Below are 26578 nucleotides of genomic sequence, written 5' to 3'. Positions count from 1 at the left end.
GCCTGCAGTGAAAAAGGACAACAATGGCTGACGCATCTGGACCCGCCACGCCGATGAACGCTCCCGCCGCCCCCCTGCGACGCAAGATGATCACAGGCGGCAGCGCGCTGCTCCTGCTGCTGCCCGTCGTGCCGCGCCTGGCGCAGGCCGCCACCATTCTGGCGGTGCGTACCTGGCCCGCAGACGAATACACGCGCGTCACCCTGGAAATGGACACCGAACTGAAGGCCGAGCACTTCATGCTCGATGGCCCGCACCGTCTGGTGGTGGATATCGATGGCCTGCGCCTGAGCCCCGCCATCAACGACCTGGTATCCAAGATCCGCCCCAACGATCCCTACATCAGCGCGGTGCGCGCGGGTCAGAACCGCCCCGACGTAGTGCGCCTGGTATTCGATCTGAAACAGGACGTCGCTCCGCAGGTCTTTACCCTGAAACCCATCGGTGAATACAAGTACCGCCTGGTACTGGATCTGTACCCCAAGGTCGCCCAGGACCCCCTGATGGCCCTGCTGAAAGACGCAGAAAACGATCCGCTGGCCGGCATCCTGGAAAGCCTCGCGCAGAACAGCCCCACCGAAGCCCCCATCCCCTCGGTAGAAGGCCAGAAACTGCCGCCGGTCGCCCGCAGCAAGCAGCCCGAAAGCACCTCGACGCCGCCCCAGCCACGCCCACCAGCGCCCGCCACCCGCCCAAACCGTCCGAATCGCCCGATTCTGATCGCCTTGGACCCCGGTCACGGCGGTGAAGATCCAGGGGCTATCGGCAAGCGCGGCACACGCGAAAAAGACGTCGCCTTGCAGATCGCACACCGGCTGAAAAAACTGATCGACGCCCAGCCCAATATGCGCGCCTACCTGACCCGGGACCGCGATTATTTCGTGCCGCTGAACGTGCGGGTGCAAAAGGCCCGCCGTGTCCAGGCCGACCTGTTCATCTCCATCCACGCCGACGCCTGGATCAAGCCATCGGCGCGAGGTTCGTCGGTCTGGGCGCTGTCGCAGAACGGCGCCACCAGTTCCGCCGCCCGTTGGCTGGCGAAAAAGGAAAACGACGCCGACCTGATCGGCGGAGTGAACCTGGGGGCGCACAACGCCCAGGTAGCCAAAGTGCTGCTGGACCTGTCCACCGGCGCCCAGATCAATGACTCCATCCGGGTCGGCACCCAGGTTCTGAACGAGATCGGCAAGATCAACAAGCTGCACAAGAACCGCATCGAACGCGCCGGATTTGCCGTACTGAAGGCGCCGGACATCCCCTCGATCCTGATCGAGACGGCCTTCATCAGCAACCCCCAGGAAGAACTGCTGCTGCGATCCCCGGCGCACCAGCAGCGCATCGCCCAGGCCGTGCTCAGCGGCATCCAGGATTATTTCTCGGCAAACCCCGCGCTGGCGCGACGCACCTGATGCATCGCTGAATCCAGCGGCTGGCTGACCGATCCCGCCGATGTCCGTGGCGCGAGGCCAGCGGCATCAGGAAGTCCCGGAACGTTCTCCTGGAACCGCCTTGCGGCTGCGCAGCAGTTTCCACAACACGCCGCCCGCCGCAGGCACGGCCGCCGCCCCCACACCGACCAGCACAATGGTGTTGAGGTGTTCCTTGATGATGGGGACATTGCCGAAAAAATATCCCAGGGTGATCAGCCCAGCGATCCAGGCAACGGCCCCCAGCGCGTTGTAGAGCTGGAACGCCAGCCAGCGCATGCCCGCGACCCCGGCGACGAAAGGCGCAAAGGTCCGGAACAGCGGCAGGAACCGCGACAGCATGATGGTCTTGCCACCGTGCTTTTCATAGAACAGATGGGTCTTGACCAGGGCCTTGCGATCCAGGAAGCGGTAATCGCGCGAAAAGACCTTGGGGCCGATAAAGCGCCCCACCTGGTAATTGACGGTATTGCCCAGGATGGCGGCCACGATCAGGATGCCCCCCAGCAGGACGGGATCCAACAGGCCGGAAGCGCCAAAGGCCCCGGCAATGAACAGCAGCGAATCCCCAGGCAGGAATGGCAGCACCACCAGCCCTGTTTCGCCGAAAATGATGAGTGCCAGGATCAGGTAGATCCAGGCCCCGTATTGCGCCACCCAGACCCCCAGATGCTGGTCGATGTGCAGGATGAGTTGGAAAAGTTCAGCCATGTGGCCGCGAGACCTCGCAAGAAAGGGACGGGAACAAGCTCTCACTATAATCGTTTTCATGATGCGAACCATTGCCGCCCTGCCCGATATCCTGATCAACCAGATCGCTGCGGGCGAAGTCATTGAACGCCCCGCCTCCGTGCTCAAAGAGCTGCTGGAAAACGCCCTGGACGCCGGCGCCCGGGCCATCGAAATCCGCCTGGATGGCGGCGGCATCCGCCGCATCCTGGTGGCCGACGACGGCCATGGCATCCCGCCCGGCCAGCTGGCGCTGGCCCTGCAGCGCCATGCAACCAGCAAGATCACGTCCCTGGCGGAACTGGAATCGGTGGCCTCGCTGGGATTCCGCGGCGAGGCCCTGGCCTCGATCGCCTCGGTCGCCCAGCTGACCCTGACCTCGCGCACCGCCGGGGACACGCAAGCCTGGCAGATCGCCGCCGGACAAACGGACCCCACCCCCGCCGCTGGGCCTGTGGGCACGCGGGTGGACGTGCGCCAGCTGTTCGACCACATCCCCGCGCGGCGCAAGTTCCTGCGCAGCGAACAGACGGAATACGCGCATTGCCTGGATGCCGTCGAACGCATTGCGCTGGCACATCCGCACGTGGCCTTGCGCGTGTTCCACAACGACAAGCCGCAGCGCAACTGGCCGGCCACCGACATCCACGGCCGCATCCGCGACGTGCTGGGCGAAGAATTCACATCCCAGAGCCTGCCCGTCTCGGCCGAACAAGGGCTGGTCGCCCTGGAAGGCTGCATCACGCGGCCGACCTTCGCCCGCAGCCGCGCCGACCGGCAATACCTGTACGTCAACGGCCGCTATGTGCGCGATCGCACGGTCTCCCATGCGGTGCGCCAGGCCTATGCCGATGTGCTGCACGGCGACCGCCAGCCGGCTTTCGTGCTGTTCCTGACGCTGGACCCGGCGGGGGTGGATGTCAACGTGCACCCGGCCAAGCACGAGGTCCGTTTTCGTGACAGCGGGGCCGTGCACCGCTACGTCGCGCAAACCCTGGGCGAGGCGCTCGCGGGACGCGGCGGCGCTGCGGCGGACAGCCCCGCCAGCGCCCCCCCCACGCCGACGGACGGCAATGGCAATGCAGCTGGCGGAACGCAGCCCGGAACGCCCGGCACGGTAACCCCCTACCCATCCCGCATCCCGGTCCAGCAACGCTTTGCGCTGAACGACCGGATCTCGGCCCAGGACTGGCGCAAGCTGTATCAGCCCCTGGATGCCGACGCCCGCACGACGGCGGCGGACCCCGAGCTGGGACACGCAGCCCCCCCGCGAGCCACAGCGGGCGATCCCCCCCGGATGCCTGGACAGGGGGCCCCGGCTGCCGCGACCACGGCCGACATCGACCTGCCCCTGGGCATGGCGCTGGGCCAATTGCACGGCATCTACATCCTGGCCCAGAACACGCGCGGCCTGGTCCTGGTGGACATGCACGCCGCGCACGAGCGCGTGGTCTACGAATCCCTGAAACAGGCCCTGGACCAGGCGCCCCTGCCCGCGCAGGAACTACTGGTGCCGGTGGTATTCACCGCCACGGAAATCCAGGTCGCCACCGCGCAAGCGCACCAGGACACGCTGGATGACCTGGGCCTGCGGATCCGCGCCACCGGCCCGGCCTCGCTGGCCGTGCGCGCCGTGCCGGCCCTGCTGGCCCGGGGCGACATCGAATCCCTGGCGCGTGGGGTGCTGGCCGACATCGAGCGCATTGGTCATTCGGCCCGGCTGCGCGAGCAGCGCAACGAACTGCTGTCGACCATGGCCTGCCACGGCGCAGTGCGCGCCAACCGGCGTTTGACGCTGGACGAGATGAATGCCCTGTTGCGCCAGATGGAACGCACTGAGCGCGCCGACCAGTGCAACCATGGCCGCCCAACCTGGTTCCAATGGAGCCTGAACGACCTGGACAAGCTGTTCATGCGGGGACAGTGATCCGATGCCGCCCACTCGTCTCCCCCACGATCCAGCAGACGGCATGCCCCCGGCCCCCGTACTGCTCTGCCTGGCCGGGCCGACCGCATCGGGCAAGTCGGCGGCATCGATGGCGCTGGCACGGCGCTGGCCGATCGAAATCATCGTCATGGATTCAGCCACCATCTACCGGGGCATGGACATCGGCACCGCCAAACCTTCGGCCGAGGAACGCGCATGCGTGCCGCACCACCTGCTGGACATCCGCGACCCGGCACAGGCCTATTCCGCCGCCGAATTCGCCCGCGACGCCGCGGCGCTGGCGCGGGACATCCGTGCGCGTGGCCGGATTCCCCTGCTGTGCGGAGGCACGATGCTGTACTACAAGGCCCTGCGCGAGGGCTTGAACGAGTTGCCCGAGGCCGACCCGGCCATCCGCCGCGAACTGGATGAAGAGGCCCAGGAACGCGGCTGGCCCGCCCTGCATGCCGAACTGGCCCGCGTGGATCCCGTCACGGCGGCCAGGCTGGCACCCAACGACAGCCAGCGCCTGCAGCGCGCGCTGGAAGTCTGGCGCAGCAGCGGCCGCCCCATGAGCGCCTGGCTGGCGCAACAACCGCCGACGCCCTTGCTGCCTGGCTGGCGTTTCGAGACGATCAGTCTGGAACCATCGGACCGGGCCGTGCTGCATGCCCGCATCGCCCAGCGCTATCACGCCATGATCGACGCCGGGCTGCTGGACGAGGTGCGCGCCCTGCATGCCCGCGCCGATCTGCACCCTGGCCTGCCATCGATCCGTTGCGTGGGCTACCGGCAGATCTGGGATCATCTGGACGGGCGCGTTTCCCTGGATCAGGCCATCGAACAGGCCATTGCGGCCACCCGCCAGTTGGCCAAGCGCCAGATCACCTGGCTGCGCGCGCTGCCGGGACGAAAGACCGTTGATTGCCTGTCGGATCGGGTGGCGGAACAAGTCGCTGCGGCCTGCGAGCCCATGCTGGCACCAGCGCTGAACGCCTGAGTCCCGATCAGACCACGAGCGTCTGAGCCCCGTCTGCCGCCTGGGGTTCGATTTCGCCCAGGACATGGACGGTTTCGCCCTGGGCACGCAGGGTGGCGGCAATGGCATCGGCCTGGGCCGCATCCACCACCAGCACCATGCCGATACCGCAATTGAACACGCGCGTCATTTCCTGATCGGCCACGCCACCCTGGGTCTGCAGCCACTGGAACAGCGCCGGCCATGACCAGGCATCCCGGTGCAGGCGGGCGCACAGGCCCGGCCTGAGGATGCGCGGCACGTTTTCCAGCAGGCCCCCGCCGGTGATGTGCGCCAGACCCTTGATCCCCGCGCCATGGGCCGCCAGGGCGGCCAGCACGGATTTGACGTAGATGCGGGTGGGTTCCATGACCACGTCGGCCAATGGGCGACCGCCCAGGTCCTGGTCGGGACGCGCACCGGCATGCTGCAGGATCTTGCGCACCAGAGAATAGCCGTTGGAATGCGCGCCACTGGAAGCCAGCCCCAGCACCGTGTCACCGGCCTGGATGCTGGCGCCGTCGATGATCGCGGATTTTTCGACGACGCCGACTGCAAAGCCCGCCAGATCGTATTCGCCGTCCGGGTACATGCCGGGCATTTCTGCAGTTTCGCCGCCGATCAGGGCGCATCCGGCCAATTCGCAACCGCGCGCAATCCCGCCCACGACACGGGCCGCCGTATCCACGGACAGTTTGCCGCAGGCGAAGTAATCCAGGAAATACAGGGGTTCGGCCCCCTGGACCAGAATGTCGTTGACGCTCATGGCGACCAGGTCGATGCCAACGGTGTCGTGGCGCTGCCATTCGAAGGCCAGGCGCAGTTTGGTGCCCACCCCATCGGTGCCGGACACCAGCACCGGTTCGCGCAGGTGGCGCGGGATCTCGAACAAGGCGCCGAAGCCGCCGATCCCCGCCATCACGCCGGGGCGCATCGTGCGGGCAGCCAGGGGCTTGATGCGATCGACCAGCGCATCGCCGGCATCGATATCGACCCCGGCATCGCGATAGGTCATGGAGGGGGAAGAGCCTTGTGTCATGAGAAAAACCGCCGAATGTGCAAGAATTGCAGGTTTGGATATTGGCCTGATTTTACGATGAAGTTCCCCCCAGCATGACGCACGACCGGACCCCGCCTTCAACACAGCCCCAGGCGCGGCAATTATTGCTCGATATCCTGCCGGGCACGATGCCGTCGCTGGATGGTTTCGTGCCCGGCGCAAACCTGGCTGCGCTGGAGGCCGTGCGGGCACTGGCCCCTGGTCGCGCCGTCTACCTGTGGGGCGGCACCGGTTCGGGGCGCAGCCATTTGCTGCGTGCCCGGGCGCAGGGCGCAGGCTGCCATTATCTGGATGCGCGCGCGCCGGCGCAGCGCCTGCACGCCCTGGCCACCGACGAGGATCAGGCCCTGTCCCTGGTGGCGGTGGACGATGTCGCCGACCTGAACCCGGCTGCCCAGGCGGCGCTGTTTGCCCTGTTCAACCGCTGGCGCACCGCCGCCGGCACGCCAGGTGCCTTCGCCCTGCTGGTGTCGGGCGACCGCGCGCCCCTGTCCATGCCCCTGCGCGAAGACCTGCGCACCCGCCTGGGCTGGGACCTGGTCTACCGCCTGGAACAACTGTCCGACGAAGACCGTGCCCAGGCTCTGCGCGACCGCGCCCAGCAACGCGGACTGCAGCTGTCCGACGAGGTTCTGCACTGGATCCTGACCCGCTGCGACCGCAACATGGGACGCCTGACGGCGTTGATCGACAGCCTGGACCAATATTCCCTGGCCCGCCACCGCCCCATCACCCTGCCCCTGTTGAAAGACCTGCTGGCCGATGCGCCAGCCATCCCGAGGACCCCATGACTGCGCCGACTCACCTGGCCCTGTTCGATCTGGACCACACCCTGCTGCCCTTTGACAGCGATTATCAATGGGCCGAATTCCTGGCGCGCACTGGCCGCGCCGGCGACCCCGAAGCCGCCCGCCGCCGCAACGACGATCTGATGCGCCGCTACAACGAGGGCACTCTGTCGGCCGAAGAGGCCGCCGATTTCATGCTGGGCCTGTTGCGCCTGGGCCGACCGGAAGAACTCGATCAATGGCACCTGGACTATATGGCCGAAGTCGTCGAACCGGGCATCCTGCCGGCTGCGCGCGAACTGATCGCGGCGCACCAGGACCGCGGCGGGCTGTGCGCCATCGTCACGGCAACCAACGCGTTCGTCACGGGCCCCATCGCCCGGGCCCTGGGCTTCGACCACCTGATCGCCACCATCCCGGAACGCGATGCGCAGGGCGGCTACACAGGCCGCATCGAAGGCACCCCCAGCTTCAAGGCCGGCAAGGTCGTGCGCGTGCGCCAATGGCTCGACGCCCAGGGCCGGCAACTGGAGGACTTCAAGGAATCCTGGTTCTACAGCGATTCCATGAACGATCTGCCCCTGCTGGAAGCCGTGACCCACCCGGTGGCCACCAACCCCAGCCCGGCGCTGCGCGAAACCGCTGCCGGCCGGGGCTGGCGCATCCTCGACCTGTTCGGCACCCTGCAAGACAGCAAATCCTGACAACGACCGGCCAGCCGCACCCGATCCCCCGTTCACAGCGACATGTCCATGACAAGGCCTTAAAATACGCGCCATGCTCAAGCAGACCATCAAGAATTTTGTCTCGCGCCTGTTCGCGACCCCGCCCAGCGGCCCGTCGCGCCTGTCGCGCGACAAGCACGGCATCGACCGGCGCCTGGTATCGCGACACGCGATCAAAGTCTGCGAGGTCCTGAACCAGCACGGGTTCGACGCCTACATCGTGGGCGGCGCGGTACGCGATCTGATCGTGGGCCTGGAACCCAAGGATTTCGACGTCGCCACCAACGCCACGCCCAACCAGGTCCGACCGCTGTTCCGGCGCGCCCGCATCATTGGCCGGCGCTTCCAGCTGGTGCATGTGGTGTTCGGCCAGGAAATCATCGAGACCTCGACCTTCCGGGCACCGTCTTCCGGCAACCAGGAAACCGATGAACACGGGCGCATCCTGCGCGACAACGAATTCGGCACCCACGAACAGGACGCCGCACGGCGCGATTTCACCATCAACGCCCTGTACTACGACCCCCTGAAAGAAGAAGTCATCGATTTTCACCAGGGGGTGGCGGACCTGAAGAACCGCGTGGTGCGCATGATCGGCGACCCCGAAACACGCTACCGCGAGGACCCGGTCCGCATGCTGCGGGCGCTGCGCTTCCAGGCCAAGCTGGGCGCGCGCATCGACCCGGCCACCGCAGCCCCGATCAGCCGGCTGTCGCCGCTCATCGAACACGTCCCGGCCTCGCGCCTGTTTGACGAAACCCTCAAGCTGCTGACCTGCGGCCACGCCATGGACTGCCTGCGCGAACTGCGCCGCTCGGGCCTGATGAAAAGCCTGATCCCGCTGATCGATCGCATCTTCGAAGAAGACGGCGGCGAGGCCTTCGTCGAAATCGCCCTGTCGCGCACCGATGCCCGCGTGCGGGCCGGCAAGCCCGTCAGCCCAAGTTTTCTGTTCGCTGCCCTGCTGTGGCGCCTGGTGCAAAAACGCTGGGCCGCCCTGGTCGCCCAGGGGGTACAGCGCCACGAGGCCCTGATCCGCGCGGCCGATTCGGTCATCGAGGCGCAGATGGACAAACTGGCCATCCAGCGCCGCCACCAGGCCGACATGCGCGAAATCTGGCTGATGCAAGCCCGTTTCGAACGCGCGACGGTGCGTTCGATCTGGCGCATGCTGGAACAACCACGCTTTCGCGCTGCCGTGGATTTTCTGCAACTGCGCGCCGAAGCGCGTGAAGTCGACAGCGTCCTGGCCCAGTGGTGGATGGACTTGGCCAACAGCAACGACGAGCGCCGTTCGCAGATGATCGACACCTGGCAGGCAGGCCACGCCAGCGCGCGCCGCGCGGGCGCGACCCGCAAACGCCGCCGTCGGCGCCGCCCGGCCACCGGCACGGACGGGCTGGCCGCCACCGCACCGGACGGCGGCGCGGCCTGAACACCGGGCGACGATCTGCCGACATGCAGCGCGGCGGATCGTCCAGCACCCCAGACACCATGCCCCCAGACACACTGTCCCTCGACACGCCAACCGTGCTGGCCTGGATCGGCCTGGGTGCCAACCTGGGCGATGCGGCCACCACATTGCGTTGCGCAGCCGCCGAACTGGCCGCAGTGGCCGGCGTGTCCTGCTTGCGGCTCTCGCCCCTGTACGCCACGGCACCGCTGGATTCCTCGGGCCCGGACTACGTCAACGCCGTGGCCAGCCTGCACACCTCGCTGCCGCCGCTGGATCTGCTGGCGGTACTACAGGCCATCGAGCAGCGACACGGGCGGGAACGCCCCTATCGCAATGCCCCGCGCACCCTGGACCTGGACCTGCTGCTGTATGGCAACTGCGCGATCGACCAGCCCACCCTGACCGTCCCCCACCCCCGGATGCACGAGCGCGCTTTCGTCCTGCGCCCCTTGGCGGACCTGGCACCCGGCCTGGTGCTGGCCCAGGGCAGCCTGGCCGATCTGCTGGCCCGTTGCGCGGACCAGCCCATCCGGCGCCTTGCGGACTAAGCCCCCGCGCAGGCGCCGCCCGGCCTGCGCGTCGTTTTGCTGTTGCTTGTGTTCCATCTTCGTCTCCTGTCTGTCGCCGCCGCCCACGCCCTGGATCTGATCGGCGAACGCTGGGCCTTGCTCATCGTGCGCGAACTGATGCTTGGCCCAAAGCGCTTCACCGATCTGCGGGCCGGCCTGGGCCGTATCAGTGCCAACGTGCTCACTCACCGGCTGGCCGAACTGGAAACCGCCGGCATCGTCATCCGCCCCCGGCTGCCTGAACCGGCCGATGCCCGAGCCAGCCGCGCACCTGGATCGTGGTTTACACTGGCGCGCATGGCTTCACAGAATCCTTCCACCATGCCGACCAGCCCTCTGATCCGCCTGGTCGTCGCCTACACCGATACCCGCGTGATTGGCCGCGACGGCGGCATGCCCTGGCATCTGCCCGCCGATCTGGCGCATTTCAAGCGCAGCACCCTGGGGCATCCCATCGTGATGGGGCGCAAGACCTGGCTGTCCCTGGGCCGCCCCCTGCCTGGCCGACGCAACCTGGTGCTGAGCCGCGACCCGGATTTCACTGCGCCTGGCGCCGAATGCCACGCCACCCTGGCCGCCGCCCTGGCCAGCTGCGAACAGGCAAGAATCGTCTGCGTCATTGGGGGCGAACAGATATTCCGCCTGGCCCTGCCACTGGCCGACGAACTGATCGCCACGGAAATCCACGCCGACCTGGACGGCGACACCTGGTTTCCGGAACTCCCCACCGGACATTGGCAGGAAATCGAACGCCTGCCCCAGCCGCCGGAAAACGGCCTGGCCTATGACTTCGTCACGTACCGGCGCATTCCGGGCACCAAGGCCGGTTGAACACAGACAGGATCAACCGCCTGCAGCCTTGGCGCGCGCCCGGATTGCCGTCACGGGTTCGCCTGCGATCCCCCAATTATCGGTATCGACTTCTTCGATGATCACGAACGTGGTCTTGGGGTTCTTGCCCAGGACATCGACCAGCAGCTGAGTGGCGCCCTGAATCAGGCGGGCTTTCTGTTCGGCGGTGGCACCCTCGCGGGTGATCTTGATGTTGACGTAGGGCATGCCGCAATCTCTGGGTCTGGTAGTCTGAAAGGCGAGGATACAAAAGCCCGGCGGACCGCGCAAGGCGGAACCCGCCGGGGGGCAGATCATTGGCCCGTGTCTTGCCAGACGCCGGGCCAGGGAGGCCATCAGGCCGAGACGGGCGTGTCCGCGTAGGATTCCACCGGCGGGCAGGCGCAGCTGAGATTGCGATCGCCCCAGGCATTATCCACCCGGGCGACCGGCGGCCAGTACTTGCGTGCTGCCATGCCGGGCAACGGGAAGGCGGCCTGTTCGCGGGTGTATGGATGCGTCCAGTCCTGGACCAGCAGCGTGGCCGCCGGATGCGGCGCGTTGACCAGCAGATTGTCGTCCGCCGGTTGTTCGCCACGTTCGACGGCGGCGATTTCCTGGCGAATGGCAATCATCGCATCGACGAAACGATCCAGTTCAGCCAGGCCTTCGGATTCCGTCGGTTCGACCATCAGGGTGCCCGCCACCGGGAAGCTCATGGTCGGTGCGTGGAAGCCATAATCCATCAAGCGCTTGGCAATGTCCTCGGCGCCGATGCCGCTGGCGTCCTTGATCGGACGGATGTCCAGAATGCATTCGTGCGCCACCCGGCCATTAGCGCCGGCATACAGGATCGGATAATGCGGCGCCAGGCGCGTGGCCAGGTAATTGGCGCTCAGGATCGCCACCTGGGTGGCGCGGCGCAGGCCTTCGGCCCCCATCATCATGATGTACAGGGTCGAAATCGGCAGGATGCTGGCCGAGCCATAGGGCGCAGCCGACACCGGGCCGGACTGGCCCGGCGGCAGACGACCATCCTCGCCCACCACACCGGGCAGGTACGGCGCCAGATGCGCACGCACCGCCACCGGGCCGACGCCCGGGCCGCCGCCCCCGTGCGGGATGCAGAACGTCTTGTGCAGGTTCAGGTGCGACACATCCGAACCGAAACGCCCCGGCCGGGCCACGCCCACCATGGCGTTCATGTTGGCACCGTCCAGGTAGACCTGGCCGCCGGCATCATGGATCAGGCCGCAGATTTCGGTCACCGTGGTCTCGAACACGCCGTGCGTGGACGGGTAGGTGATCATCAGCGCGGCCAGGCGGTCGCCGACCTGGGCTATTTTTGCCCGCAGGTCGGCCATGTCGATGTTGCCGTTGTCGTCCGAGGCCACGACCACCACGTCCATGCCCGCCAAGTGCGCCGAGGCCGGGTTGGTGCCATGCGCAGAAGCCGGGATCAGGCACACATTGCGCTGATGGTCGCCGTTGGCCTGGTGGTAGCCGCGGATCGCCAGCAGACCGGCGTATTCGCCCTGGGCACCGGAATTGGGCTGCAGGCTGACGCGGTCATAGCCCGTGATTTCGCACAGCGCGGCGCTCAGGCGTTCGATCATTTCCTGATAGCCCTGCGCCTGGCCGGCCGGAGCGAATGGGTGCATATGGCCGAATTCAGGCCAGGTCACCGGAATCATTTCGGCGGTGGCGTTGAGCTTCATGGTGCAGGAGCCCAGCGGAATCATGGTGCGGTCCAGCGCCAGATCCTTGTCGGCCAGCGCGCGCAGGTAGCGCAGCATGTCGGTCTCGGACTTGACGCGAGAGAAGGCCGGATGCGCCAGGATGGCGCCCTGGCGGCGCAGCGCAGCCGGAATGCCGTCGGCCTGCACCGAAAAATCCGGGGTCACGCGCGCCACGCCCATGCCGGCGGCCAGCACGCCCACCAGGATTTCAATGTCCTGGACGCCGACGGTCTCGTCCAGCGACAGGGCGACGTGGGTGTCGTCCACCCGGCGCAGATTCATGCCGCCATCCACCGCGGCGTCCAGCACCGCCTGGGTGCGGGCGCCGGTTTCCAGGTGCAGGGTGTCGAAGAAAGTGTCGTTGCATACCGTCAGGCCCATGGCGCGCAGGGCGCCCGCCAACTGGCCGGTGTGCGCGGCCACGCGGCGCGCGATGCGGGTGATGCCCTGAGGCCCATGCCACACCGCGTACATGGCAGCCATCACGGCCAGCAGCACCTGCGCGGTGCAGATGTTGGACGTGGCTTTTTCCCGACGGATATGCTGTTCGCGGGTCTGCAGCGCCAGGCGCAGGGCCGGTTCGCCGCGCGCATCCTGGGATACCCCGACCAGGCGGCCCGGCAGGTTGCGCTTGTAGGCATCCTTGCAGGCCATGAAGCCGGCGTGCGGGCCGCCATAACCCATGGGCACGCCAAAGCGCTGGGCCGAACCCACCGCGATGTCGGCGCCCCACTGCCCCGGCGGCGCCAGCAGCGCCAGCGCCAGCAGGTCCGTGGCCACGGCCACGATGGCGCCTGCGGCATGGGCCTGTTCGGCCAGCGCGCGATAGTCGGCCACGCCGCCCAGGCTGTGCGGATATTGCAGCAGCACGCCATAGCAATCCGGCAGGCCGTCGGCCTCGTCACCCACCACCAGTTCGATGCCCAGCCCTGCCGCGCGCGTGCGCAGGACTTCCAGGGTCTGGGGGTGAACGTGGACGGACACGAAGAAACGATCGGTCTTGGCGCGCGAGACCCGGCGCGCCAGGGTCATCGCCTCGGCGGCCGCCGTGCCCTCATCGAGCAGCGACGAGTTGGCGATGTCCAGCCCCGTGAGGTCGGCAATCATGGTCTGGAAAATCAGCAGGGCTTCGAGGCGGCCCTGGGAAATTTCCGGCTGGTACGGCGTGTAGGCGGTGTACCAGGCGGGATTTTCCAGGATGTTGCGCAGGATCACATGCGGCACGTAGGTGCCGTAGTAGCCCTGGCCGATATAGCTGCGCAGGATCTGGTTGCGGCCAGCGACGGCCTTCAGGTCCGCCAGCGCCTCGACTTCGCTGAGCGGAGCCGGCAAATCCAGGTACGGCGCTTCGGACAGGATGTTTTCCGGCACGACCTCGCGGATCAGGGCGTCCAGGCTGGGGGTGCCGATGGCCGCCAGCATGGCCCGCTGGTCGGCTTCGGACGGCCCGATGTGGCGGGCAATGAATTCGGAATGCGTGGCGGGGTCGCGCAGCATGAGTGGCTCTCCGGGGTAAGACCGAGTGAATCAGGAATCGGGGGACGCTGCGTGGATCAGGCCTGCGCCTCGTAGGCGGCGGCGTCCATCAGGCCGTCGAGATCGGCGGCATTGTCGGGCTTGATCTTGAAGATCCATTGCTCGTAGGCGCCTTCGTTGATCAAGGCGGGCTGGTCGTTCAGGGCTTCGTTGAAGGCCACGATTTCGCCGGCCACCGGCGCATAGATGTCAGAGGCGGCCTTGACGGATTCAACCACGGCTGCCGTATCGCCGGCAGCCAGATGCGCGCCGATCTGGACGTCGCCGACGAAAACCAGGTCGCCGAGCTGGTCCTGGGCGTCGTCGGTGATGCCGACCAGGAAGCAGTCGCCGTCGGCCTTGACCCACTCGTGAGAGGCCGTGTATTTGCGGTCGTTGGGAATGGACATGATGTACCCCGTTGTCAGTGGTGGAGAATGAAAGGAAAAAGGATCGTGGCTGCGGCGGATCAGACCAGCGCCTGACCATTGCGCACGAACGGCGGGCGCACGATTTCCGCAGGCAGCCATTTGCCGCGGATTTCGACCTCGACACGGTCGCCCGGTGCCGCGCCGGCCGGCACACGGGCCAGGGCAATGGAAACGCCCAGTGTGGGCGCCATGGTGCCACTGGTGAGTTCGCCTTCGCCCTGGGCGGTGCGGACCTTCATGTGGCCGCGCATGATGCCGCGTTCGAGCAGTTTCAGGCCAACCAGTTCGCGGGCCCTGGACGCGGATTCCAGGGCGGCGCGGCCGATGAAATCGCGGGACTCGTCCTTGAACGACACGGTCCAGGCCAGGCCGGATTCCAGGGGGTGGACGGTCTCGTCCATGTCCTGGCCGTAGAGATTCATGCCGGCTTCCAGGCGCAGCGTGTCGCGCGCGCCCAGGCCGCAGGGCCGTACGCCGGCCTGCGCCAGAGCGTCCCAGAAAGCCTTCACGGCGGTGGCCGACAGGACGATTTCGAAACCGTCCTCGCCGGTGTAGCCCGTGCGTGCCACCAGCGTGTTTTCGTCGATCATCGTGCCAGTGAAAGGCTTGAGGTCCTGGGTGACGGGCTTCCAGTCGGGATGCACGGACCAGACCGCTTCCCGGGCGGAAGGCCCCTGGACGGCGACCATGGCCAGATCGCGCCGCGGGGTGACGGTCACGCCATAGGCGGCGGCCTGTTCCCGCATCCAGGCCAGGTCCTTGTCCGCCGTGCCCGCATTGACGACGACACGCCAGCGTTCCGGAGCAAAGAAATAGACGATCAGGTCATCGATCACCCCGCCATCGGGGCGCAGCATGCAGGAATACAGGGCCTTGCCCGGCTGGCCCGCGATGCGCGCCACATCGTTGGCCAGCAGATGGCGCAGGTAATCCTGGGCGCGTTCGCCAGCGACATCGACATTGAGCATGTGGGACACGTCGAACATGCCAGCGGCTTTGCGCACGGCGTGGTGTTCTTCGATCTGGGACCCGTAGGCCAGAGGCATGTCCCAGCCGCCAAAGTCGACGATCTTGGCGCCCAGGGCGACGTGGGTTTCGTACAGGGGGGTTTGCGCGGGCATGGAAACTCCGGACGAGAAAAAAGGGTGGCGGAAAATGCCGACGGCGCCCTTCTGTCCTTTTGCCTGAGAGTTGCCCCGTACCGCAGGGGGTTCACCTTCGGCGCCCGCGCCCGGATGGGAGGCGGGTCTCTCCAGAATGCTGCGATGCCATGACGGCATCATGCGAATGGTACGGGGTGCCTGAGCGATTCCGGGCGAATTGCGCCTTCGGCGGCCGCCCGATACACACGGCGGCACTCTCCCACCCGCATCGGGTGACAGCAAGGGTGAAGCATACTCTGAAATGGGATGATTCAACAATCCACCCGAACCCTCAGGGAGCCTCAGATGAACCCCTGTTCCCGCCAGGCGCGCCGAGTGTCCGCGCCCACGCCCAGCCGGTCGAGCACGGCGTCGGTATCCTGGCCCAGCGCCGGGGCCGGACGATCGATGCCGCCCGGGGTAGCCGACAGTTTCGGCACGATCCCCGGCACTTGGCAGGGCGTGCCGTCGGGCAGCGGCTGGTCCAGAATCATGTCCCGGGCCCGGTAGTGCGGGTCGGCAGCGATGTCGGCGATGTCGTAGATGCGGCCAGCCGGGATGCGCGCCGCATTCAGGGCGTCCAGGACCTCGTCCTGGGTGCGCGTCGCCGCCCAGTCGCCAATGGCGCCGTCGATCTCGGTCACCCGGGCGACACGCCCGGCGTTGTGCGCCAGCGCCGGATCATCGCCCAGATCCGGCCGCCCGATGGCCTGCATCAGGCGGCGGAAGATGCTGTCGCCGTTGCCGGCGATCAGCACGTAGCCGTCGCGGCAGGCGTAGGCGTTGCTGGGCGCGATGCCCGGCAGGCTGCTGCCGGCCGGCTGGCGGACTTCGCCGAACACGGCATATTCGGGCAGCAGGCTTTCCATCATGTTGAAGACCGATTCATACAACGCCACGTCGATCATCTGGCCTTCGCCGTCGCGGTCGCGCGCGCGCAAGGCCAGCAACACGCCGATGACGCCATGCAGGGCCGACAGGGAATCGCCGATGGACACGCCCACACGCACCGGCGCGCGGCCCGGTTCGCCGCTGAGATATCGCAGCCCCCCCATGGCTTCGGCCACTACGCCGAACCCTGCCCGGTCCCGGTAAGGGCCGGTCTGGCCGTAGCCCGAGACACGCAGCATCACCAGGCGCGGATTGACGGCGCGCAGGTCATCCCAGCCCAGGCCCCAGGATTCCAGCGTGCCGGGTTTGAAGTTTTCCACCACCACATCGCATTCGGCCACCAGGCGGCGCACGACGGCCTGGATTTCCGGCTGGCGCAGGTCCAGCGTGACGGACTGCTTGTTGCGCGACTGCACCTGCCACCAGACCGAAGTGCCCGCGTGCAGCAGCCGCCAGTTGCGCAGGGGGTCGCCCTGGCCGGGAGGTTCGATCTTGATGACCTCGGCGCCGAATTCGCCCAGCATTTTCGCGGCAAACGGCCCCGCAATGAGCTGGCCCATTTCCAGCACACGGATGCCGTCCAGGGGTTTGCGCATGTCCATCCTCCAATCACCATGAATACCGGTCGATTCTATCGTCACCCGGAAGACGCCGCCTGCCCGCAGGCGACAGGCGGCATTCAGGCTCAGCCTGCCGCTGCCAGCGCCCGCCCGCAGGCCACGCCGGAAGACCAGGCCCACTGGAAGTTGTAGCCGCCCAGCCAGCCGGTGACGTCCACCGCCTCGCCGATCACGTGCAAGCCGGGGCAGCGGCGCGATTCCAGGCTGCGCTGGTCGAGCTCGTCGGTGTCCACGCCGCCGCTCATGACCTCGGCCTTTTTGTAGCCGGCGGTACCCGTGGGGCACAGCATCCAGCCATGGATGTGTTCGGCCAGGGCGCGCAGGCGGCGATCGGGCGCGTCGGCCAGGCGCAAGCCACCCAGTCCTCGCAGATCGTCCGCAACACTGCCGCCCGGATTCGCCAGATCGTCCGCCCTTGCCCCCTTGCAGGCGGCGCCTGCGGCCCCCAGCCAGGCCTCGGCCAGGCGACGGGGCCAGACCTGGGCCAGGGCGGCTGCCACGGTCTGGCGGTTGCCCGGCTTGGCGGTCACCAGCACCTCGGCCATATCGCGCCCGGGCGACAGATCGATGCGAATCGGATCGCCCGCACGCCAATAACTGGAAAGCTGCAGGATGCCCGGCCCCGACAGGCCACGATGGGTGAACAGCAGGTCTTCCAGGAATTCGGCGCGGGCCGGCCGGCGGGACCGTTTGCCGCCGCCGTCGATCACGGCGGCCTCGTGCGACAAGCGCACTTCCAGGGACACGCCGGCCAGCGCACCATAGGGGCGCCACTGGTCCGCATCGAAGATCAGCGGCACCAGCGCCGGGCGCGGTTCGACGATCTTCAGGCCGAACTGGCGCGCGATCCGCAGGCTGAAATCGGTAGCGCCCAGTTGCGGAATCGCCATGCCGCCCGTCGCCAGCACCAGCCGGGCGGCATGGATCGGACCGGCATCGGTGTCCAGCCGGAAGCCGTCCGCTTCCCGGCCCACGGCCCGGACCGCGCAGGGCATGCGCCAGCGCACCCCGCCGGCCTCGCACTCGCGGCGCAGGACCTGGATGATCGATTCGCTGGAATCATCGCAGAACAGCTGGCCCCGATGCTTTTCGTGCCAGGACACGCGATGCGCGCGCAGCAGGTCCAGGAAATCCCCCGGCCCGTAGGCCCGCAGGGCGGAACGGCAGAAGTCGGGATTGCGCGACAGGAACTGCGCGGGGCTGGCGCCCAGATTGGTGAAGTTGCAGCGTCCGCCGCCGGAGATGCGGATCTTTTCCGCCAGTCGTGCGGCATGGTCGATCAGGACCACCCGCAGGCCGCGCTGCGCCGCGACGGCAGCGGCCATCATGCCGGCCGCGCCAGCGCCGACCACGGCCACATCGAAACGGTCGCCGCTCACGCAGCCGCCCCGCCGCTCATGACGGCACCTGCCTTGTGCTGGCAGCGGCGCAACAGGCCATCAGGCGCCTTCGCGGATGCAGTCCACGTAATAGTGGCGCCGGCCCTGTTCGTCGAGTTCGTAGGCCAGGCCATGGACATCGGTCTCGAATCCTGGGAACTGCTGGTTGAATTCCTGGGTGAACTTCAAGTAATCGACAATATCGCGGTTGAAGCGTTCGCCCGGAATCAGCAGCGGGATGCCCGGTGGATAGGGAGTCAGCAGGACCCCGGTGACGCGGCCTTCGAGTTGTTCTACCGGCACGCGCTCGACCTCGCGGTGCGCCATGCGCGCATAGGCATCGGCCGGCCGCATGGCCGGCACCATGTCGCTGAGATACACCCGCGTGGTCAGGCGGGCGAAATCATAGTGCCGATAGGCCTCGTGGATTTTCTGGCACAGATCGCGCAGCCCCATGCGCTCGTAGCGCTTGTGCGTGCGGCTGAATTCCGGCAGCACCCGCCACAGGGGCTGGTTGCGGTCGTAGTCGTCCTTGAACTGCTGCAGGGCGGTCAGCAAGGTGTTCCAGCGGCCCTTGGTGATGCCGATGGTGAACAGGATGAAAAAGGAATACAGGCCGGTCTTTTCCACCACCACGCCGTGCTCGACCAGATAGCGCGAGACCAGCGCCGCCGGAATGCCGGAATCGGCAAACGTGCCCGAAATATCCAGTCCCGGCGTCACCACCGTGGCCTTGATCGGATCGAGCATGTTGAAGCCTTCGGCCAGGTCGCCAAAACCGTGCCATTCATCGCCCGAGCCCAGGATCCAGTCTTCGCGGTTGCCGATGCCCTCGGCCACCAGGCGGTTGGGGCCCCAGACCTTGAACCACCAGTCGTTCTTGCCGAATTCGGATTCGACCTTGCGCATGGCGCGGCGGAAATCCAGGGCCTCGCGGATGGATTCCTCGACCAGGGCCGTGCCGCCCGGGGGTTCCATCATGGCCGCCGCCACGTCGCAGGACGCGATGATCGCGTATTGCGGCGACGTGGACGTATGCATCAGGAACGCCTCGTTGAAGATGTTGCGGTCGAGCTGGCGCGATTCGCAATCCTGCACCACGATCTGCGAAGCCTGCGACAGGCCCGCCAGCAGTTTGTGCGTGGAATGCGTCGCGTAGATCATCGTGTCCTTGCTGCGCGGCCGGTCCGGACCGATGGCATGCATGTCCTCGTAGAATTCGTGGAAGGCGGCATGCGGCAGCCAGGCCTCGTCAAAGTGCAGGGTGTCGATTTCCGAGCCGAGCTTTTCCTTGATCATCTCGACGTTGTAGATCACGCCGTCGTAGGTGCTCTGGGTCAGCGTCAGGATGCGCGGGCGCTGGTTGGCCGCCTCGCGCGCGAAGGGGTTGGCCTCGATCTTCTTGCGGATGTTCTCGGGGTCGAACTCTTCCAGTGGAATCGGACCGATGATGCCCAGGTGATTGCGCGTGGGGCGCAGGAACACCGGAATGGCGCCGGTCATGGTAATGGCATGCAGGATCGACTTGTGGCAGTTGCGATCCACCACCACCACGTCGCCTGCGGCGACGTTGGCGTGCCAGACGATCTTGTTGGACGTGGACGTGCCGTTGGTGACGAAAAAGCAGTGGTCGGCGTGGAAGATACGCGCTGCATTGCGTTCGGATTCGGCCACCGGGCCGGTGTGGTCCAGCAGCTGACCCAGTTCGTCGACCGCATTGCAGACATCGGCACGCAGCATGTTTTCGCCGAAGAACTGGTGGAACATCTGCCCCACGGGGCTTTTCAGGAAAGCCACCCCGCCCGAATGCCCGGGACAGTGCCAGGAATAGGATCCGTCGGACGCGTATTCCAGCAGTTCGCGGAAAAACGGCGGCGGCAGGCTGTCCAGATAGGCGCGGGCCTCGCGAATGATGTGGCGCGCGACGAATTCCGGCGTGTCCTCGAACATGTGGATGAAGCCGTGCAGTTCGCGCAGGATGTCGTTGGGGATGTGCTGCGAGGTGCGCGTTTCCCCGTACAGGTAAATGGGAATGTCTTCGTTGCGGAAACGCAGTTCGCCGATGAAGGCGCGCAGGTTCTTGATCGCGTTGGCCACGTCTTCCGGGGAATCCTCGTCGAATTCCTCGTCATCGATCGACAGAATGAAGGCGCTGGCGCGGCTCTGCTGCTGGGCAAAGGAACTGAGGTCGCCATAGCTGGTGACCCCCAGGACCTCGACGCCTTCAGCCTCGATGGCGGCAGCCAGTGCGCGGATGCCGAAGCCCGAGGCGTTCTCGGAACGATAGTCTTCGTCGATGATGACGATGGGGAAACGAAATTTCATGGCATTCACCGTATCGGGCCCGGGATCCCGGAAGAACCCCGGCCCTGGACGCGCGCCCAGGGCCGGAACAGCCAGCATGGCTGGACGTGCGCTATGTGCGTGGCAACGTGACCCCTTGCTGCCCCTGGTATTTGCCGCCCCGGTCGGCGTAGGAAGTCTCGCAGACCTCGTCGCTTTCGAAGAACAGCATCTGGGCGCAGCCCTCGCCCGCGTAGATCTTTGCCGGCAGGGGGGTGGTGTTGGAAAATTCCAGCGTCACGTGGCCTTCCCATTCGGGTTCCAGCGGCGTGACGTTGACGATGATGCCGCAGCGGGCATAGGTGCTTTTCCCCAGGCACACGGTCAGCACGGAGCGCGGGATGCGGAAATATTCGACCGTGCGGGCCAGCGCGAAGGAATTGGGCGGGATGATGCAGACATCGCCCTGGAAATCCACGAAGGACTTTTCATCGAAGGCCTTGGGGTCGACGATGGTGGAGTTGATGTTCGTGAAGATCTTGAATTCATTGGCGCAGCGCACGTCATAGCCGTAGCTGCTGGTGCCGTAGCTGACGATCCGCTGGCCGTCGACCGAGCGCACCTGACCCGGCTCGAAGGGGTCGATCATGCCGGCCTGCGCAGCGCGCCGGATCCAGCGGTCATTTTTGATGCTCATGAGCGCCCTCTGTTCAAAGTTGCGGTATTTTAAGACACATCGGGGCGCACGGCGCACCGATCAGTCCATCGAGAACCAGCGATAGACCAAGGCCAGGCCGCTGACCGTCCCTGTCGTCACCTCGGCCTGCAGGCCACGCATCAGCCGATAGCTCAGCCGCGCCACCGTGCCGGTCTGCGCCAGAGCCTGCTCCAGGCTCAATCGCAATTCGTCGGTCAGGCGCTTGCCGGCCAGGACGAAACGCTGCTCGATAGGGCTGGCGCCGGCATCCAGGCTGCTGACGACACTCTCGGCCGGCAGGATGCTGCCCGTACTGCCCAGTTCGCCTGAGCGCATGCTCAGTTCGTCCAGACCAAAGCGCTTGTAGAACGGCTCGCCGCCCGACAGGAAGGAACTGCCCACGGAAAACAGCAGCGACATGTCCGCGCCGCCCTGATCCGGCCCATGGCCCAGCAGCAGCCAGGACAGTTTCTCGGTCTCGCTGACTTCGGGAATCGACATCAGGTCGATGCGCGGCCGCCGGGCAGTCCCAGCCACTTGGACCCCGGCCTGGACCGCCACGCCGGTGCGCAGTGCCTGGATATCGAGCACGGGATTGGCCACATCGCCCTGGAAAGTGATGGTGCCGCGCCGCAGTTGCAGATGCTGGCCGTAGGTGTCGATGGCGCCGCCCCGGGTGCGCAGCTGCCCCAGCGCCGTGATCTTGCCTTCTGCCAGGTGCAGGTCCATGCTGCCGACCAGCCCCGAATTCAGGCCGAAGCCGGTCAGGTAGAAACGCGGCCCCAGATCGATGGTCAGGTCGGCCCGCAGGTCCAGGGGCGGCGATGCGCCCGGGCATGGGTCGGCATCCGTTCGCTGCACCGATGGGTCCTGGCAGTCCAGCGCGGCTGGCTGCTGGCCTGGCGCCAGAACCACCACATCGCCGTCCAGGGACGGGATCGCGTTGAGCATGTCCAGATCAAACCAGCCGGCGTCGGCCGTGATCTTGCCACCGATGCGGATTTCCGGCAGGGTGGCCCGGACCTGGAGATCACCGCTGACCATGGCGTAGCGGTCGGAACGCTGCAGGATCGGATACCGCCGGAAGGCCAGGTCCGCCTGCCCCTGGCTTGCGCTCAGATCCCAGACGCCTGACAGGACCAGATCGCCGTTCTGGGCGTCCGGATTTTCCGCAATCCAGGTGGCGGTACGCCATTCCTTGGGCACGACCCGGCGCACTGCCGGGAAACGCAACTGATCCAGCAGCAGCCGGGATCCATCGAAATGGGCCCGCAAGGTACCATCCAGCAGCCGTACGCCCTGATCGGCAATCAACAGTCGCAGGCCATCGCCGCTGAGCGGGCCTGACAGCGTCCAGCGCCCATCGGGACGGCTGCTGCCCTGGATGTCGGCATCCAGAGTACCGCCGATTTCCATTTCCCCGTCCAGCAGCAGATTGGCCCAGGACAGATCCCTGGAACGGGTCTCGAAACGCAGGTGACGCTCGTCCTGCGGCCGCAAGGCCAGCCCGCCCCCCGGGGTCGCATGGATCGGGGTATCGACACGCAAGCGCATGCTGCCCATGTCGCGTGTCTGGACCTGAAAGTCGGCATCGGCACGACTCAGGCCTGCGCCGATGCGCCGGATGGCGATATCCAGGCCGGCGGCCTCCAGGCCAAGCTGGATCGGCATGTCGCCGGGCACCGTCAGATCGCCGGCCCGACGGGCCAGGTGGATATTGCCGCTCAGGGCATCGTCAAATTTCAGATTCCATTCCAGGCGCGCGTCCAGGCGGCTGCGTTGCGCCTGTTCGGACAATTCGGTGCGCACACCACCCTGCCGCGCCCCGGCACGCATCAGCCAGGACTGGATCCGGGTGATCCTGACCGGGGTGATGGTCAGCGGATCGATGCGGCCACGGGTTTCCCAATGCCCCTGGCGGCCAGCCGACGCCTGATGATCCAGGCTGAGCAGGGATTCACCATCCAGCGCCAGCCCCAGGATCGCCTGGCCGACCCGCCATCCGCCTTCCGGATCAAGCGCCAGCGGCACCGCAGCCCGGTTGTCCAGGACCAGGCCGGCGTGCTCGGCTCGCAGCGTGGTCAATTGTCCACGCCAGCCCCCGGCCTGCGTCCAGCGCCCTCCAAGATCCAGTGCCAGGCTCAGAGGCGCTCGCCCGGGCACGTCCGCCTGGGCGTCCGGCGGCCTATAGCTGGCCTTCAGGCGGCCTCGATGATCGGCCAGCGGACCGGACACGTCCAGATCCAGTTCCGCACCGCCCGTCAGGCCGGGCCACAGCGCCGCCAGGGCCGGCAGGCGAGCCTGCAGCACCAGACGGCTGGCGTGTGCCGAAGCATTCCCGCTGGCCTGGACCCGGTCCGGCCCCAAAGCCAGATCCACATCCAGACCAGAGGCCTGGAGCCCCAGGACATCCACGGGCGCCGCCGCCTGCGCGTCAAACAGTACGCCCCTCAGTCGCGACAGACGATTCAGGCGGATCCGGCCTGACAGGGGCTGGCCATTCCAACGGTTCGGTCCATCGAACACCAGACTCAGGCCCAGATCCTGCAATCGCTGTCCAGCATCCAGGCGGGCCTGCAACTCGCCCTTCAGATTGAGCAGCGAAGCCCCCAATTCTGCAGGCAGCCAAGGGTCCGGGCGCAACTGCTGCACGGACCAGCGGACCTGGACCGGGCGCAAGCCATCCGTCCCCGGTACCCCCGGTTGGGCATCGAGTGTCACACGGGCATCATCCGGCAGATGCAGATCCACTTGCGCGGCCCCCAGGGGAAAGGACTCGCCCGGGTGAATATCGGCGCTCGCCTGCAGTGTCATGCCCTCACCCCGGCCGCTGGCCTGCAGGTGCAGCGCCTGCAGCGTCCCTGTCAGGCGCAGGTCCAGGTCGATACGGCATGCGCCTTCGGGCGCGGCGCTGGCAAGCTGCCGGCTGCCGGCCGCCATCAACCGCCGCAGGCAGACCGGCGACTGTTCGCTGCGATCCTGGGCGGTGCCGTGCAGGTTGAGTTCGAAGGGCCAGGGTGCCGCCAGCCCACGCAGGGCCAGATCACCTTCCAGCCTGAACAGGGTGTTCTGATACGCCGCCTGCAAATGATCCAGCTTGACGGTCGCCGTCTGAGCATCCAGCGTCAAGGCCGTCGAAACCGACAGCAGATCGACCGGCAAGGGCTCCCCATCGATGCGCAGACCCAGCCCCCCCAGCGCCAGCCGATCGACCCTCAGCCCCAGCGGCAAGGCCGGCACCTGGAAAGGCTGGTCGTCATCGACGGCGGGCGCGGTGCCCGGCGCGGTGCGCAGGTCCACGTCCACCTGCGCCGCCGACAGATCGTTGACATGCAGACGGCGATCCAGCAGTTCCGGCCAGAGCGTCTTGAGATGCAGGCCGGCCACGCGCACATCCACGTCAGGCAGGGCGACCGTCAGGCCTTCCACGTACAGCCCCCGGATCAGGGTGCCGCGCACCCCATGGACCTCGCCATCCAGCTGGCTGGCGACCGTGCGCAGCAACCAACGGGTGCCCGTCTCGCTGGAGACGCACCAGGCGGCAAAGCCGATGGCCAGCAGCAGTGCCAGCACGACAGGCGGCAGCCCCCAGAGTCCGAAGGCCCGCAGGCCACGCCAGATGCGCGCCATCAAAATGCGATCCCCAGGGAAAATTGCAGCCGCAGACGGCGGTCCTTCTGCGCCCAGGCCAGATCGACATAGAACGGCCCAGCCGGCGTGCGCACCGCCAGGCCGGCCCCATAACCCAGGTGCCAGTCGAACTGGCCGAAGGATTCGGCGGCGTCCCCCGCATCAACGAACAGATTGGCTCCCAGGATATCGGTGAAATAGTGCGTGTATTCGACACTGGCCACGCCCAGCACGGGCGCACCGACAACGGCATTGCCACGCTGCAGGCCGATGCTCTGGTAGCGATAGCCCCGGATGCTGCGCGACCCGCCGGTGCGCCAGTAGAAATCCTGCGGCAACCGATCCGTGTGTGCCCAGACCTTGCCAATCTCGCCGCGCACGGTCAGGACATCGCGTTCACCGATCGGCCACCATCGCTGGGCACGCAGGCTGCTGCGGTAAAAGGATTTGCCATCATCCAGGGTCGTGCCCACGCCCAGGCCGAACTCGACCAGATTGCCTTCGCGGGGATCGTATTTCGAATCCACGTCACGACGCAGCCACTGCCAGGTGGCCGCCCAGCTGGGGACCTCGTAGCGCGAATCGCCGGAAATGCGGGTCTTGTCGTAGGCGACCAGCCCCCCCCAGCGGACCTCGTATTCGACACGGCTGTCACCCGCCGCCTTGCGCGTCTGGCTGCGTTTCCAGCCCAGGCCGGCACGGCTGGTCTCCAGGCCCTCGATATCCGAATGGTCGTACAGCAAACCGAAACTGTCCTTGCTGCCGTCCATGCCGGGCGGCAGATGCACGTCGAAAAAGACACGCTGCCGTTTTGTATCGACCCCGGCGCCGGTTTCGATCCAGACCGGCAGGCCATGGACCACATTTTGCCGATACAACCCCTCGACCCGCACGCCATGGTCACTGTCGGCACCCAGCGAACCACTGGCATAGCGGGCCGGGCCTTCGGTTACCTGGACGCGCACCGGCAGCGTGACAGGATCGGTACCCCGAAGGCGGGCAGATGGCTGCGGGGCACCAGCCTGCCCGCCCTCCGCCCCCGATGCCGGACCATCGGCCAGGGTGACGAAAGCACCACGAAAGAACGTGGTGGACTGCAAGGCCTGCTGCCAGTCTTCCAGGCGCGTCTGGTCATAGGCATCGCCCGGATCGTAGCGCACATAGCGCCGGATCAGGGATTCGGGCACCCGCTTCAGGCCGATGATCTGGAGTTCGCCCAACCGCACCGGCGGCCCGCTGTCAAGCGCGACATCCAGATCGGCCTTGGCCGCCTCGGGATCGACCACCGCCCGAGTCTGCGCGTAACGGGCGTAATAGAAATCCCGGCGCGACGCGGCATCCAGCAATTCGGTCTTGGCCCGGCTCCAGTCATCATTGATGAACGGCATGCCTTGCTTGAGCAGCCACAGATCGCGCAGCGACTGGCGCCGGGCGGCGTAGGCATCCCCGGCAAGCGCGCCTGCGAAGCGCAGGCCCAGTTGACGCACCCGGGCGCGTTCGCCGGTGTCGATCGTGATATCCCAGAATTCGCCCCCGTTCGCCGCGCCCGGCGAAACGTCCAGCATGACGGTCGCGCCAAAATAACCCTGGGTCCGCAAGGCGGCCTGGGCGGCTTCCCAGGCACGCCGCCGCAGGCGCGAGACCTCGCGCACGTCCTGGTCCTCGGCCAGTCGCGTAATGGCGTCCACCGCATTTGTAATGGATTGCAACACCTTGGGTGG

At 66.8% G+C, this 26578-nt stretch carries 20 protein-coding genes, 1 pseudogene and 2 riboswitches; of the genes and pseudogenes, 9 read left to right on the top strand and 12 right to left on the bottom strand.

What is annotated here, in order from left to right:
- Nucleotides 1-53 precede the first annotated feature (53 nt).
- Entirely contained in the window at nucleotides 54-1409 is a 1356-nt protein-coding gene (locus RBR29_RS03445) for an N-acetylmuramoyl-L-alanine amidase (protein WP_320347263.1), read from the top strand.
- Nucleotides 1410-1475: 66 nt separating this feature from the next.
- Here the strand turns inward: RBR29_RS03445 and RBR29_RS03440 are convergent, their stop codons facing one another.
- Nucleotides 1476-2138 carry a VTT domain-containing protein gene (locus RBR29_RS03440; protein WP_320347262.1) on the bottom strand — a complete coding sequence of 221 codons (663 nt, stop codon included), beginning with the start codon at nucleotides 2136-2138 and terminating at the stop codon, nucleotides 1476-1478.
- Nucleotides 2139-2196: 58 nt separating this feature from the next.
- Between RBR29_RS03440 and mutL the strand changes: the two genes are divergently transcribed.
- Nucleotides 2197-4083, top strand: a complete 1887-nt coding sequence (mutL, locus tag RBR29_RS03435; RefSeq protein WP_320347260.1) for a DNA mismatch repair endonuclease MutL — start codon at nucleotides 2197-2199, stop codon at nucleotides 4081-4083.
- 43 nt (nucleotides 4084-4126) lie between these two features.
- Entirely contained in the window at nucleotides 4127-5083 is a 957-nt protein-coding gene (miaA, locus tag RBR29_RS03430; protein WP_320347258.1) for a tRNA (adenosine(37)-N6)-dimethylallyltransferase MiaA, read from the top strand.
- Between the two features lie 7 nt (nucleotides 5084-5090).
- Here miaA and purM read toward each other — a convergent pair whose 3' ends face one another.
- The gene (gene purM, locus RBR29_RS03425; RefSeq protein WP_320347257.1) at nucleotides 5091-6140 is read right to left on the bottom strand and encodes a phosphoribosylformylglycinamidine cyclo-ligase; all 1050 of its coding nucleotides are present in this window, start codon (nucleotides 6138-6140) and stop codon (nucleotides 5091-5093) included.
- Between the two features lie 74 nt (nucleotides 6141-6214).
- On the opposite strand from purM, the gene hda reads away from it, so the two are divergent.
- The 6 genes and pseudogenes from hda to RBR29_RS03395 all read left to right on the top strand — a co-directional run bounded on the left by hda (nucleotide 6215) and on the right by RBR29_RS03395 (nucleotide 10530).
- The gene (gene hda / locus RBR29_RS03420; RefSeq protein ID WP_320347255.1) at nucleotides 6215-6952 is read left to right on the top strand and encodes a DnaA regulatory inactivator Hda; all 738 of its coding nucleotides are present in this window, start codon (nucleotides 6215-6217) and stop codon (nucleotides 6950-6952) included.
- On the top strand, nucleotides 6949-7653 hold the full coding sequence (locus RBR29_RS03415) for an HAD family hydrolase (RefSeq protein WP_320347254.1): 705 nt from the start codon (nucleotides 6949-6951) through the stop codon (nucleotides 7651-7653). The genes hda and RBR29_RS03415 overlap by 4 nt, the downstream gene beginning before the upstream one ends.
- A gap of 73 nt (nucleotides 7654-7726) precedes the next feature.
- The gene (gene pcnB / locus RBR29_RS03410) at nucleotides 7727-9109 is read left to right on the top strand and encodes a polynucleotide adenylyltransferase PcnB (RefSeq protein WP_320347252.1); all 1383 of its coding nucleotides are present in this window, start codon (nucleotides 7727-7729) and stop codon (nucleotides 9107-9109) included.
- Between the two features lie 59 nt (nucleotides 9110-9168).
- Nucleotides 9169-9678, top strand: coding sequence for a 2-amino-4-hydroxy-6-hydroxymethyldihydropteridine diphosphokinase (locus RBR29_RS03405; RefSeq protein ID WP_320347250.1), 510 nt, complete (start codon nucleotides 9169-9171; stop codon nucleotides 9676-9678).
- Between the two features lie 48 nt (nucleotides 9679-9726).
- Nucleotides 9727-9927, top strand: a pseudogene (locus RBR29_RS03400) (winged helix-turn-helix transcriptional regulator); the annotation flags it as partial.
- A gap of 93 nt (nucleotides 9928-10020) precedes the next feature.
- A complete protein-coding gene (locus tag RBR29_RS03395; RefSeq protein WP_320347265.1) occupies nucleotides 10021-10530 on the top strand; it encodes a dihydrofolate reductase in 510 nt (169 codons plus the stop codon).
- A 12-nt stretch (nucleotides 10531-10542) separates the two neighbouring features.
- Here RBR29_RS03395 and RBR29_RS03390 read toward each other — a convergent pair whose 3' ends face one another.
- The 10 genes from RBR29_RS03390 to RBR29_RS03345 form a co-directional block, all read right to left on the bottom strand.
- Entirely contained in the window at nucleotides 10543-10758 is a 216-nt protein-coding gene (locus RBR29_RS03390) for a 4-oxalocrotonate tautomerase family protein (protein WP_320347248.1), read from the bottom strand.
- Nucleotides 10759-10886: 128 nt separating this feature from the next.
- Nucleotides 10887-13766, bottom strand: a complete 2880-nt coding sequence (gene gcvP, locus RBR29_RS03385) for an aminomethyl-transferring glycine dehydrogenase (protein WP_320347247.1) — start codon at nucleotides 13764-13766, stop codon at nucleotides 10887-10889.
- Between the two features lie 56 nt (nucleotides 13767-13822).
- Nucleotides 13823-14194 (bottom strand): glycine cleavage system protein GcvH, encoded by a 372-nt coding sequence (gene gcvH, locus RBR29_RS03380; RefSeq protein WP_320347245.1) that lies wholly within the window; start codon nucleotides 14192-14194, stop codon nucleotides 13823-13825.
- A 59-nt stretch (nucleotides 14195-14253) separates the two neighbouring features.
- A complete protein-coding gene (gcvT, locus tag RBR29_RS03375) occupies nucleotides 14254-15336 on the bottom strand; it encodes a glycine cleavage system aminomethyltransferase GcvT (protein WP_320347243.1) in 1083 nt (360 codons plus the stop codon).
- 41 nt (nucleotides 15337-15377) lie between these two features.
- Nucleotides 15378-15481: riboswitch (glycine riboswitch) on the bottom strand.
- A gap of 12 nt (nucleotides 15482-15493) precedes the next feature.
- A riboswitch (glycine riboswitch) is annotated at nucleotides 15494-15590 on the bottom strand.
- A gap of 69 nt (nucleotides 15591-15659) precedes the next feature.
- Nucleotides 15660-16844, bottom strand: a complete 1185-nt coding sequence (locus RBR29_RS03370) for a CoA transferase (RefSeq protein ID WP_320347241.1) — start codon at nucleotides 16842-16844, stop codon at nucleotides 15660-15662.
- Nucleotides 16845-16933: 89 nt separating this feature from the next.
- Nucleotides 16934-18247 (bottom strand): aminoacetone oxidase family FAD-binding enzyme, encoded by a 1314-nt coding sequence (locus RBR29_RS03365; RefSeq protein WP_320347239.1) that lies wholly within the window; start codon nucleotides 18245-18247, stop codon nucleotides 16934-16936.
- Between the two features lie 60 nt (nucleotides 18248-18307).
- Complete coding sequence (locus tag RBR29_RS03360) at nucleotides 18308-20572, bottom strand: arginine/lysine/ornithine decarboxylase (protein WP_320347237.1); 2265 nt, start codon at nucleotides 20570-20572, stop codon at nucleotides 18308-18310.
- A 91-nt stretch (nucleotides 20573-20663) separates the two neighbouring features.
- Nucleotides 20664-21227 (bottom strand): dCTP deaminase, encoded by a 564-nt coding sequence (gene dcd / locus RBR29_RS03355; protein ID WP_320347235.1) that lies wholly within the window; start codon nucleotides 21225-21227, stop codon nucleotides 20664-20666.
- 60 nt (nucleotides 21228-21287) lie between these two features.
- Complete coding sequence (locus tag RBR29_RS03350; RefSeq protein WP_320347233.1) at nucleotides 21288-24857, bottom strand: translocation/assembly module TamB domain-containing protein; 3570 nt, start codon at nucleotides 24855-24857, stop codon at nucleotides 21288-21290.
- A partial coding sequence (locus RBR29_RS03345; RefSeq protein WP_320347231.1) for a BamA/TamA family outer membrane protein occupies nucleotides 24857-26578 on the bottom strand: 1722 nt, incomplete at its 5' end. The genes RBR29_RS03350 and RBR29_RS03345, both read right to left, overlap by 1 nt.

Origin of the sequence: Castellaniella sp., from assembly GCF_034007085.1 — a bacterium.
GTDB lineage: Bacteria > Pseudomonadota > Gammaproteobacteria > Burkholderiales > Burkholderiaceae_B > Castellaniella.
The sequence above is the reverse complement of the archived record's forward strand: the minus strand, read 5'-3'. Positions and strand labels throughout refer to the sequence as shown.